The 11,306-nt window shown below is 44.5% G+C and carries 10 protein-coding genes; 2 read left to right on the top strand and 8 right to left on the bottom strand.

Going from position 1 to position 11,306, the window contains the following annotated elements; all coding sequences use genetic code 11:
* Window positions 1-259: 259 nt before the first annotated feature.
* From rnr to secG, 3 genes are all read right to left on the bottom strand, one after another.
* A complete protein-coding gene (gene rnr, locus ACI35L_RS14665; RefSeq protein ID WP_439803181.1) occupies window positions 260-2,653 on the bottom strand; it encodes a ribonuclease R in 2,394 nt (797 codons plus the stop codon).
* Window positions 2,654-2,691: 38 nt separating this feature from the next.
* Complete coding sequence (locus tag ACI35L_RS14660) at window positions 2,692-3,438, bottom strand: alpha/beta hydrolase (RefSeq protein WP_049669538.1); 747 nt, start codon at window positions 3,436-3,438, stop codon at window positions 2,692-2,694.
* Between the two features lie 133 nt (window positions 3,439-3,571).
* Window positions 3,572-3,805 carry a preprotein translocase subunit SecG gene (gene secG / locus ACI35L_RS14655; protein ID WP_049672739.1) on the bottom strand — a complete coding sequence of 78 codons (234 nt, stop codon included), beginning with the start codon at window positions 3,803-3,805 and terminating at the stop codon, window positions 3,572-3,574.
* A gap of 164 nt (window positions 3,806-3,969) precedes the next feature.
* On the opposite strand from secG, the gene ACI35L_RS14650 reads away from it, so the two are divergent.
* The gene (locus tag ACI35L_RS14650) at window positions 3,970-4,500 is read left to right on the top strand and encodes a hypothetical protein (protein WP_049669537.1); all 531 of its coding nucleotides are present in this window, start codon (window positions 3,970-3,972) and stop codon (window positions 4,498-4,500) included.
* A 41-nt stretch (window positions 4,501-4,541) separates the two neighbouring features.
* Here ACI35L_RS14650 and ACI35L_RS14645 read toward each other — a convergent pair whose 3' ends face one another.
* Window positions 4,542-5,393, bottom strand: coding sequence for a VOC family protein (locus tag ACI35L_RS14645; RefSeq protein ID WP_439803180.1), 852 nt, complete (start codon window positions 5,391-5,393; stop codon window positions 4,542-4,544).
* 198 nt (window positions 5,394-5,591) lie between these two features.
* On the opposite strand from ACI35L_RS14645, the gene putP reads away from it, so the two are divergent.
* Entirely contained in the window at window positions 5,592-7,058 is a 1,467-nt protein-coding gene (gene putP, locus ACI35L_RS14640) for a sodium/proline symporter PutP (RefSeq protein ID WP_439803179.1), read from the top strand.
* A gap of 42 nt (window positions 7,059-7,100) precedes the next feature.
* On the opposite strand, the gene ACI35L_RS14635 is transcribed toward putP, so the two are convergent.
* The 4 genes from ACI35L_RS14635 to ACI35L_RS14620 all read right to left on the bottom strand — a co-directional run bounded on the left by ACI35L_RS14635 (window position 7,101) and on the right by ACI35L_RS14620 (window position 11,161).
* Window positions 7,101-7,994, bottom strand: a complete 894-nt coding sequence (locus tag ACI35L_RS14635) for an alpha/beta fold hydrolase (protein WP_439803178.1) — start codon at window positions 7,992-7,994, stop codon at window positions 7,101-7,103.
* A 102-nt stretch (window positions 7,995-8,096) separates the two neighbouring features.
* Window positions 8,097-9,974: an Ig-like domain-containing protein gene (locus ACI35L_RS14630; RefSeq protein WP_439803177.1), complete on the bottom strand. Its 1,878-nt coding sequence runs from the start codon at window positions 9,972-9,974 to the stop codon at window positions 8,097-8,099.
* 81 nt (window positions 9,975-10,055) lie between these two features.
* Window positions 10,056-10,847 carry an SIR2 family protein gene (locus ACI35L_RS14625; protein WP_231589574.1) on the bottom strand — a complete coding sequence of 264 codons (792 nt, stop codon included), beginning with the start codon at window positions 10,845-10,847 and terminating at the stop codon, window positions 10,056-10,058.
* Between the two features lie 131 nt (window positions 10,848-10,978).
* Window positions 10,979-11,161 carry a hypothetical protein gene (locus tag ACI35L_RS14620; protein ID WP_049669534.1) on the bottom strand — a complete coding sequence of 61 codons (183 nt, stop codon included), beginning with the start codon at window positions 11,159-11,161 and terminating at the stop codon, window positions 10,979-10,981.
* Window positions 11,162-11,306: the final 145 nt, after the last annotated feature.

Below are 11,306 nucleotides of genomic sequence, written 5' to 3'. Positions count from 1 at the left end.
TCAGGATTTCATCTTTTAAGGGCGAGCTTTCACTGGTTAAGGGCGAAAACAACAACTTTATGGGCGAACACCAAGATTTAAGGGCGAAACATTCTTTGTATGGGCGAAATCCGAACGGTATGGGCGAAAATACTAGGGTAAGAGCGATAAATCTGGCTTATGTGTGCTGACCGCTCGCCCGCTCCTGAGTAATTCCTCCATAGAAGCACAACCTCTATAAAAAAAGAGCACCCCATCCCAATGGGGTACTCTCCTCCGTTTATCGTTTCTTTTTGCGCCCGGATTTGCGCTTAGCATTAGGGGCGTTTTCATAGAACTTTCTTTTCTTTCTAGGTCCTTTTTTCTCGGAGCCTTGGCTGGAGCCTGAACCAGAGCCGGGGCCTTTGCTTCCGCCTCCGCGCTCATTGCGCTTGCCTCCGCCTTTTTGCGGGCGGCCTGAATCCTTGCGCCGGTTCTTGCCTGGCTCAGCTTTAAAGATACGTTTCTCGCCGCGCTCGCGCTGGCGGTTGTCCTTCATGCCGACGATTTCAAAGTCGATCGCACGCTCGTCTTTGTTGACATTAATGACACGGACCGTAATCTCATCACCGATGCGGAAGACTTTTGCTGTCCGCTCGCCAATCATCGCGTACTGACGGTCATCGAAATGATAATAGTCATCTGTCATATAGCTTACATGGACAAGACCTTCAATGGTGTTGGACAATTCAACGAACATCCCGAAATTCGTGACAGAGCTGATGATGCCGTCGAATTCCTCTCCAATCTTGTCTTCCATAAATTCAGCTTTCTTCAGGTCATCCGTTTCACGTTCAGCATCAACTGCCCGGCGTTCCATGGCAGAGCTGTGCTGAGCAATCTCGCCAAGCTTTTCATTCCATTTCTCCTGCGTCTGGCTGCTTAAATCTCCATTAATTAAATAAGTTCTGATTAATCTGTGGACAATTAAGTCAGGGTAACGACGGATCGGCGATGTGAAATGTGTGTAAAAGTCTGTTGATAACCCGAAGTGACCAAGACTCTCTGGGTCATACTTTGCCTGTTGCATAGAACGAAGCATAACGGTTGAGACAACCATTTCCTCCGGCTTTCCTTCCACCGCTTCAATAATTTCCTGAAGGGCACGCGGATGTACCGAATTAGCTGTTCCTCTGACGATATAGCCAAAGTTAACGATGAACTCGAAGAATTTTTGCAGCTTCGCCTCATTTGGCTCTTCATGAATCCGGTATAGGAACGGAACGTCCATCCAGTGGAAATGCTCTGCCACCGTTTCATTGGCTGCAAGCATGAATTCTTCAATCAATTTCTCAGCAACCGAACGCGTGCGAATGATAACATCCGTTGGTTCTCCGTTTTCATCCACAAGAATCTTCGCTTCCTTGAAATCGAAATCGATTGCTCCGCGTCTCATCCGTTTTTGACGCAGAATGGCTGCAAGCTTTTCCATTTCCTCAAACATCGGCACTAATGGTTCGTACTGCTTAATTAATTCCTCATTCTTATCCACAAGGATTTCATTCACATCTGAATAAGTCATCCGTTCTGTTGTCTTGATCACACTTTGGAAAATTTCATGGGAAACAACCGTTCCTTCTGAATCAATCTCCATTTCGCATGATAACGTCAAACGGTCAACCTTTGGATTCAAGGAACAAATTCCGTTGGATAAACGATGTGGAATCATCGGAATAACCCGGTCGACGAGGTACACACTTGTCGCTCTGTCCAAAGCTTCCTTATCAATCGGGGAGCCTTCTGTTACATAGTGAGAAACATCCGCAATATGGACACCAAGCTTATAATTGCCGTTATCAAGACGTGTAACTGTAACCGCATCGTCCAAGTCCTTCGCATCCGCGCCATCAATCGTAACGATTGTTTGGCCGCGCAAATCACGGCGGTCCTTCAAATCCTTCTCATCAATCACATCCGGCGTACGGTTTGCTTGTTCAAGCACATCCTCAGGGAATTCCTGCGGCAGCTCAAATTTGTGGATAATAGAAAGGATATCCACACCTGGGTCATTTTTATGTCCTAAGATTTCCACAACTTCTCCCTCAGCAGACATTCTGCCTTCTGGATAAGTAGTGATTTTCACAACAACCTTATGGCCTTCAATGGCGCCATGCTTCGCCTCATTCGGGATGAAGATATCATTTGCCATTTTCTTGTCATCCGGAATGACGAAACCAATTCCTCTTGTTTCGGTATACGTACCGACGACATTCTTGACACCGCGCTCTACGATTTTGACAATGGATCCTTCACGGCGGGCACCTGAGGATTCTCCCGACACCCGTACCATAACGGTATCGCCATGCATCGCATTATTAAGCTCATGCGGCGGGATGAAGATATCATCCATCATGTCTCTCTCTTCAGGAATAACGAAGGCAAAGCCTTTCGCATGGCCGGAAACCTTCCCCTTAACGAGATTCATGCGCTGCGGCAAACCGTAACGATTGGAACGCGTCCTTACGACCTTTCCTCGCTCTTCCATATAAACGAGCGCCTTGACGAAATCCTTAAAATCCTCGGAATCATCAATGCCCATCGCTTCCTCTAATTCTTGTACTGTCATGGGTTTGTAAGCTTCTTCTTTCATATAAGAATATAGCTTGTCTACGAGTTGACGTATATTGTCATCCATTCAAACCCCTCCTTCCTTCACTTCTCTAGATTGAAGGATTAATCAGTCCAATCTAATCCTTCTAAAAATTCGAGTATATCTTTATGAAGTTGATCACGCTCGATATCCGTTGTAATAACATGTCCAGATTCCTCATACCATTTCAAGCTCTTCTGCTCGCTCTTGGCTGAATCATGGATGATGTTCGCGGAATCAACATTAATCATATGGTCATGACGCCCTTGTACGACAAAGAGAGGGACATCCACTTGGCTCACATGGTCCCTGACATCTCCAATTAATTCTTGGAGAGCCTTCAGCGTTTCCATCGGACTCTTCTGGAATTCCTTCATCTCAGCCTCTATCTCACTCTCGCTTTTGCCTTCTCGTTTCTTGTATTCACGGGCATACTCAAGTACCCCTTTATACATCGTTTCTTCACTTTTTATATACATGGGTGCACACATGGGTACGATACCCTTCACAGGTACAGTGTAACCTAATTTCAAGGAAAATACCCCACCTAATGAAAGACCAGCGACGGCAATTTCTTTATGCCCCATCGTACGCAGTTTATCATAGGCTCTCATGACATCCTTCCACCAGTCCATCGGCCCGTAATTCACCAATTCCTCAGGCGGAACTCCGTGACCTCTGTATTGCGGCGCATGGCTTGTGTACCCATTCTTCTCAAGGAAACGGCCAAGCATACGAACATCTGCGCTGCTGCCTGTGAATCCGTGCAAGAGCAGGACAGCCCGGCTTCCTCCCTCAAAAGTAAATGGCTTTGGCTGTGTCAATTTCATGTAACTATCCCCTTTTTGCATTGTATGTATCCTAAGTTTACGATGTACAATCGGCAAAGGCTATTATTTCGCCCCCTCAAACATCAAAAAAGCCCGGCAATTCGCCAGGCTATGTTTGCTTGCTCATATGAAATTACTTGCCGAATAAGGATACAAGTACCGTAAGAACAAAGAATAAAATAGAAAGAACGATTGTGACACGGTGTAAAATCAAATCCAAGCCGCGAGCCTTTTGCTTACCGAAAAGCTGTTCAGCACCGCCGGAAATAGCACCTGATAACCCAGCACTTTTGCCGGATTGAAGCAAGACAACGGCAATTAAACTAATGCACGTAATAACCAATAAAATAATCAGTACAGTATGCAGCACGAACAAATACCTCCTAATTACGGTCTACTCAATATTATCACTTTACCATACCCGCCTTTTTTTCACAATAACAAACCCGAGTGGTACAGGAGTTATTTTCCTCATTGTCGGGTATAAAATAAATAATGACTTCTACTACCCTTCAGAAAGGGGCAATCGGCATGTTTAATTACATCATGAAACGAATTGATTATGTGAACATGGCTGGGTTCTTAGTTGGCGGCTTTATTTTGCTCATCATGCGAGCTGATTATCTCCTAGGCATTCTCCTGCTCATAGCAGGCATTCTATTGCTCTTATCAAAAATGAATGGCTCTATGCCGTTGTACATCCTGACGTACTTTGTCCATTTTTTCTTAATAGGTCTGTTCATTTACAGCCTTTTCATGAACAATGCCTACACCTTAGGCGAGTACGCCCTTATAGCGGCGGCTGCATTAGCTGTGGCGGTCATGGCAATCATCGTTCGAACAAGCACGGGGACGCTGACCTTATTCTGGCTGGCTTTACATAGTTTGATTATCATTCAGGCGTTCATCAGCCCAGGCAGCTTCATGACCGAACTCTGGAGCACCCAATCTGTCCAGCAGGTCTTCCACACCTTCTATCCGCTGCTGATTGCCTTCTTCTTGATTGGCGTATTCTTTGACCGCTTCCAAACGGAACTTAAACGGGAATACCGCAATAAATAGATACAGAAGAGCTGCCTCAAGGCTGGGAGGCAGCTCTTCTTTTAAGAGAGATGAATTTTCATACCGAACGGGTCAATCACTTCATAAATATCGTTAATCTTGGTAACCTCTGCTCCTAGAGCTTTTATTCTCAAGACTGCTTCTTCCCTGTCCTTATCATCTGGATAAACAATCGTGTAATCCTCTAGCCCCGTGCTGTTCGGCGATGCCGCAGGAATATGCTGTCCGTTCCACACATTCAGTCCAATATGGTGATGATACCCGCCGGAGGAAATGAATAAAGCCTGACCGCCATAACGAGTGACCACATCAAATCCAAGGCCGTCACAATAAAACTTCTCAGCCTCCGCTAAGTCACCGACATGAAGATGAATATGCCCCATAATGGTTCCTTCCGGCAGCCCTTTCCACCCCTCTTTCGTTCCAGCCTGGAGCAAATCACGCGCATTCAGCGGCTCGGTCGTCATATGAACCTCTTTCTCATTCCAAATCCAATTGGAATCATCACGGTCTACATAAACTTCAATGCCATTATCATCAGGATCCTGTAAATAAATCGCTTCACTGACATGATGATCGGATGCCCCAATGCGCACATTCAATTTCACCAAGGATTGAAGAAAATCAGCCAAGTCAGAACGATTAGGCAAAAGAAGCGCAAAATGATATAAGCCTGTTCGATGCGGCTCTTTTGCTGAAACACCTTCCGGCTCAATCAATGTCAGAAGCGGTGTCTTCCCATCTGCCGTCAAGACAGCTCTCTTCTTCTCTCGTTCTAACACACGGAAGCCAATGATTGTTTCATAATATCGAATCGATCTCTCAATATCCATTATCTTTAATTCGAGACTTTCTACATACTTACAAGGCTTTTGATGATAGTTCTTCCCCATTCTCCTCACCCATTTCTTCTTATTTTAGTGTAATTATACAAGCATTGTGCAAGGATTGCGAATGATAAGTTGCTAGCGTTATGATAAAAGACCTAGTTAATTAGGTGCATTTTTCAGAATTTTCTAATACAATTATAGCAATATATTCTCTCGCCGATTAATATAATCAGTAGAGATAAGAAAGAGGGGGTTGATTGGGTGGATTATGCCCTAATAAGTTCAGTTGTTCTGTACATGGTTTTAATGCTTGGGATTGGGTACTTTGCCTTTCGACGTACATCAAACTTAACCGATTATATGCTTGGAGGGAGAAATCTTGGCCCAGCCGTAACGGCTCTCAGTGCCGGTGCTTCTGATATGAGCGGCTGGCTCTTAATGGGACTTCCGGGAGCTATGTATGTTTCAGGGTTGAGCGCTTCATGGATTGCCATCGGTTTGACCATTGGCGCATGGGCAAACTGGCTGTACGTTGCACCTAGACTGCGTGTTTATACACAGCTAGCGAATGATTCTATCACGATTCCAGGTTATTTAGAGAACCGCTTCAGCGATACCTCTAAAATGCTCCGCCTTATTTCAGGATTGGTCATCATGATTTTCTTCACCTTTTATGTCTCCTCAGGAATGGTCTCAGGTGGTGTCCTTTTTCAAAGTACCTTTGGCCTGAGCTATCATACAGGCCTGATCATTGTCAGCCTCGTCGTTATTGCCTACACTTTATTTGGCGGATTTCTAGCCGTAAGCTGGACAGATTTTGTTCAGGGTCTCATCATGTTCATCGCTCTTATTCTCGTTCCTATCGTTACCCTTATTGAGGTTGGCGGCATGGGGGAAACCATCGAAACGGTTGAATCCATTAATCCGGCACTAATGGATATATTTAAAGGAACTACCATGCTTGGTTTACTATCCTCTGTCGCATGGGGTCTTGGCTATTTCGGCCAGCCGCATATTATTGTCCGCTTCATGGCTATTCAATCGGTGAAAGAAATCAAGAAGGCACGCCGGATTGGAATGGGCTGGATGATTTTCTCCATTGTCGGTGCCATGCTGACAGGGCTCATCGGAATCGCCTATTTCGCAAAGAATGGACCTAAACTCAGCAATCCTGAGACAGTCTTCATTGTGTTAGGCGAAATATTATTCCATCCTATTATCACCGGCTTTTTAATCTCTGCCATCTTGGCTGCCATCATGAGCACCATTTCTTCACAGCTTCTTGTCACTTCCAGCTCCTTAACGGAAGACATTTATAAAACATTCATCAAACGCTCAGCGACAGATAAAGAACTCGTTTTCTTCGGCAGACTATCCGTATTACTCGTTGCTGTTGTCGCTTTATTTCTATCCTGGGAGAAAAACGCCACCATCCTTAATCTCGTTGGGTATGCATGGGCTGGCTTCGGCTCTTCATTCGGCCCGCTCATTTTGCTAAGCCTATTCTGGAAACGGATGACCAAATGGGGAGCATTAGCAGGGATTCTCGGCGGAGCAATTACCGTCATCGCCTGGTCGAGCTTCGGGTTATCAGATACCCTCTATGAAATGATCCCTGGATTTGGTGTCAGTCTCTTGGCCATTGTCGTTGTCAGCCTGCTGACAGCTAAACCAAAGAAAGAGATTGAAGAACAATTTGATGAGTTCAAACAATTAATCAAGCCATAATCATCTAGCTGCCCGGAGTACTGGGCAGCTATTTTTCATCCTTTAGCAGGGGCTATTTTGCTCCAAGAACTGTTGCACGACCTGAATAAATCGTTCCGGCTCGTCCAGGTCAGGAAAATGCGCACTATGGTAAAAAGGGTGAAAACAGCTGTTTGGGAGATGATGATGAATGAGCTTAGAAAGGGGTATTCCTGTATTATAATCATGAATCCCCGCAATAATCAGCGTTTCCTGCCCTATTCGGCCTAACCGATTCACTAATGGCTCATCCCTTGTTTCATTTTGTAGTATGCCCATCATGTGTCCCGTGTTGACAAGCCCGCTTTTCTCCCATAAGGAGCGATTCAAACGGGCCTTTTCTTGATTCTGAAATAAGAGAAGGTCCACCTCTTTTGAATCAGCCAGATTCCAGACTAGCTCATATAAATCCGCCACCGGTAGCTCCTGGCGAATCAGTTCATTTATTTCCTTCAATATAGGAACATCAACGACTGACAGGAACCCGGCAATTTGCAGAACCTTCCCGATATTCAGCTCCAACAGACTCGGCCCAGACAATACGAGCCTCCCAATCTCTTCAGGCATCATATAGGCAATCTCCAGCGCAAGCTCACCGCCAAAGGAATATCCTAAGAGGTCAACCTTTTCATGACCGAGCCATTTCTTGATTAAATGAAAATCTGAAACAAGCTGCTCCATTCGATAATCGGTATCAATGGCTGGCTTTGCACTCCTGCCGCAGCCTCGTTGTTCATAGTAAATGACCGTTCGATTCTTTGAAAGAAGAGGTCCTGTCGTATGCTCAAAGGTGTAATGATTACCTCCCGGCCCGCCATGCAGAATAACAAGGGGTGTTGTCTCATGTTCCGCCCCTTCAATCTTGACCCAATGCTTGATGGAATGAACATCCACCTCATATATCCCATTCTCCATCATTCATCCCTCCACATAAATCATTCGTTGATTCTAGCCATAACTCCTCTAAATTAGACGAAAACAGCCGAGAGCCATTACTGCTCTCGGCTATTGATCTATTATTTATTTAACGGTGACCTTGGTCGCCTTGCTCTTATTCTTCGCTTTGTCGTAAGCATAAACACTCAAGGCAGTTCCTTTTTTCTGTGCCTTAATGGCCAACGTAAAGCTTCCCTTCGAATTGACCGTTGCTGTCTTCAATAGCGTACTGCCGCGATAGATCTTCACCGTTGCATTCTTTTCTGCTGTCCCGGTCACCTTTGTCGTCTTGCTTGTCACTTTATTGACCTTTGGCGCGGCAGGAGGTGTCTTATCGATGACGGTCATTGTCTTGCCTGAGCTGTAATTACCTGCTGCATCCCTGGCTTTCAAGACAATCTTTGTACCAGCTTTCTTCTTAGAGATGGCAATGGAATACTTGCCCGTACTGCTGTTGGCCTTAGCATTTCCGATTGATTTTCCGCTCACATACGCATAAACCCTTGAGCCTTTTTCAGCCGTTCCCGTGATGACCGTGTCGTTGTCATCGATTGTGTTGGCTTTTGGGGTATTTGGCGGAGTTTTATCGATGACGGTCATTATCTTGCCTGCGCTGTAATTTCCAGCCGCATCTTTTGCTTTCACCATTACCTTTGTTCCAGCTTTTTGCTTGGCAATCTTAATAGAATATTTGCCTGTAGTACCATCTGCTTTCACACTGCCAATGGATTTGTTATTCACATACGCAAAGACAGTTGAACCCTTCTCTGCTGTACCCGTGATGACCGTGTCATTGTCATCAATAGCGTTAACCTTTGGAACAGCCGGCTTCGTTCCATCTGTTACCGTAATGGTCCTCTTTTCATGAATAAGACCCTGCCCATCCTTTAATAGGAAGGTCAGCTTCGTCCCTTGTTTAAGCTTGCTGCTGATTTTGAGAGAATAGTTCTCGTTGGCAGCAGAAATTCCTCTGCTCTTCACTTTATCCGAACCAGTCACTGTAATGGAATATCCTTTTGCTACATTCCCTGTCACAGCAGTTGACTGGTCAGTCACTTTATTAACCGTAAAGATGGATTTCGCTAAATAACCAGAAGAGACGTATCCTTTCTCACCGCTATTTGTCTTCACTGGATACCATACAAATTGATTCTTACTTGTCTTGGTCTCATCATAGACGAAATTTCCGGTGATGGTCAAAACGGTACCTTTCGAAAGGGTTTTAAGTTCCTTGACTGATGTTCCCGGCGTTTTCCTTAGCTTCACACTATCTGTTGTTACCGCCTTGCTGTTCACAGAAAACCCAGCATGTGATGTTGTAATGACAGTTGATAATGTATATAGTTTCTTTTTGAAGACAATATTCTTTGTAGTAGTTGAATCATATTCAAAGTCATTCACTGTAAACGGGTATCTTCCCAAAGTTCTCCCCGCAAGTAAGTGATCACGTAAGTCTTGAAAGACTTTTTCCTGATAGGCCTCGCTGTTTACTGCACCTGTAGCCTTATACAACGGACTATTCGCAGGCTTTGTCCCGTTATAGGCCATCACTGGAAAGTACCAGTTCTCGATAACTGAACTGGATGCTCCTTTAATCTTCGGGAGATCTCCTCTTTTATACATGCTGGCTAATGTCTTTGCCCCAGCTTGAATATTATACGCGATATCATTCTTCAAACTTGTCTGATTATATTCTGGCTTATTCGTGATTTGCATAATACCAATTCCGCCGTCACTTGAAACATAAGGCTTTCCGTTAACAAACTGTCTCCAACCTGATTCTTCCCACGCAACCGCCTTAAGTACCTCAGGCGGAATTCCATTCTCGATTGCCGCGGCAGTCAGCAGACGATTTATTTCCTGAAAGTTTGGATTCGTATTCTCCGCAGCTGACGCATTATTCCATCCTATTCCGATAACCAACATAACCAATAAGAACGTTCGCAATAGAAATGACTTCACTTTTTCCTAATCTCCTCGCTAAGTAAACTACGAATATTCTAACACAGGAGAATAGGATAAATATTACATTGATGTTAAATTTTATATTTTCAGAGATTCTAGAAAATGGGCTAGTGCGGCACCAGGCTCTTCACCCGATACAATTGGGATAATGCCCCGCTCGCGCAGAATTCTTTCTTTAATGGGATTCTCACCTGCCATAAATATATAGCTTTTCGGTCGAATATGACCGAAGCTTGATTCATCCCATTGTTTCTGCAGTTTATACAGCATGTAGCGAATATTGATATCTGATAAGCTGTATCCGATGAACAGGAGCGATTTCTGCAAGGAATCCAAGCGGAGCTTAATGTCGATGGGGGTTTCGAAATCCAGCCGGTTAAAGTAATTGGATTCTGTTAGGACAAGAGAGGCGTCGTCATCAAAGTCACCATGGAATTTAATGATTTGCGTCACATCCGGTTTAATACTCGGGATATCGGCTACATTGGTGATTTTCACGTATTCCTCCCCATAATGGTCGAACGCATTCTCCAGCCATCGATCGAAATTGGTTGTATAAATAATCGGAAATCCAAGCTCGATGATAAGCTTATAAATAGTCGATTGGCTAATATCAATATGGGGGTTATGCCATTGTCGATCCATCCAGCTACGCAATCCGCCTAGTGATCCCTTCTGCAAATAATAGTACTCCGCCAGCAGCAGGAAATCACTGTTTCCCAATGCCTTAAAGGCTTCTCGGTCGAAATCGAGCAAATGAGCCATCTGGGCAATCATCTCTGAATAGGTGGGCAGGCCAAGATTTTTCGGCACACCAGAACCGATGAACAGAATGACTTCCTTATTCTTGATTGCTTTTGCCAGCTCCATGATCAACTTATCGAATCCCTCCTTCATTCTCTACAACATATGTATGACCCTATTAAGAAAACTAGACTGCCTAAATAGGCAGTCTAATTAAGCCCTTCACCCGCTGCTATTGCAGGTATTTGGCTTTACACTTAGATTTTCTTGATAGAGACAGCTGAACCAGTGCCTGCATACGTGAACGTAATGTTCCCATTGCCATTAGCCCAAGTAAGCACACTATCTGATAGACTCACAAAGCTTCCAGTACCAATCGTGTCATCACCGGCATACACCTTGATTTTGTCTCCCAATGTTAAATTATCCTCTGGTCTCATTTACATTTCCTCCTTAGTTCTTATTCTAGATATATATATTTACCGCAAGTCCTTTTTGACAAGGCACTCTCCCATTTTCAAAGGAAAACTTCAGATATTTATCAGAACTTTATTTTCGATTTACCTAGAGCACGCGGGGAGTTCG

The sequence above is a fragment of the Pradoshia sp. genome (genome assembly GCF_051873915.1).
In the GTDB taxonomy this organism is placed as follows: domain Bacteria; phylum Bacillota; class Bacilli; order Bacillales; family Pradoshiaceae; genus Pradoshia.
The sequence above is the reverse complement of the archived record's forward strand: the minus strand, read 5'-3'. Positions and strand labels throughout refer to the sequence as shown.

What these genes read in the sequence shown, in the direction of transcription:
- ACI35L_RS14620 (WP_049669534.1), bottom strand. Translation starts at nt 11,161, where the DNA reads ATGAGACCAGAGGATAATTTAACATTGGGAGACAAAATCAAGGTGTAT.
- rnr (WP_439803181.1), bottom strand. Translation starts at nt 2,653, where the DNA reads ATGGATGACAATATACGTCAACTCGTAGACAAGCTATATTCTTATATG.
- ACI35L_RS14650 (WP_049669537.1), top strand. Translation starts at nt 3,970, where the DNA reads ATGTTTAATTACATCATGAAACGAATTGATTATGTGAACATGGCTGGG.
- ACI35L_RS14625 (WP_231589574.1), bottom strand. Translation starts at nt 10,847, where the DNA reads ATGGAGCTGGCAAAAGCAATCAAGAATAAGGAAGTCATTCTGTTCATC.
- ACI35L_RS14660 (WP_049669538.1), bottom strand. Translation starts at nt 3,438, where the DNA reads ATGAAATTGACACAGCCAAAGCCATTTACTTTTGAGGGAGGAAGCCGG.
- ACI35L_RS14635 (WP_439803178.1), bottom strand. Translation starts at nt 7,994, where the DNA reads ATGATGGAGAATGGGATATATGAGGTGGATGTTCATTCCATCAAGCAT.
- ACI35L_RS14645 (WP_439803180.1), bottom strand. Translation starts at nt 5,393, where the DNA reads ATGGGGAAGAACTATCATCAAAAGCCTTGTAAGTATGTAGAAAGTCTC.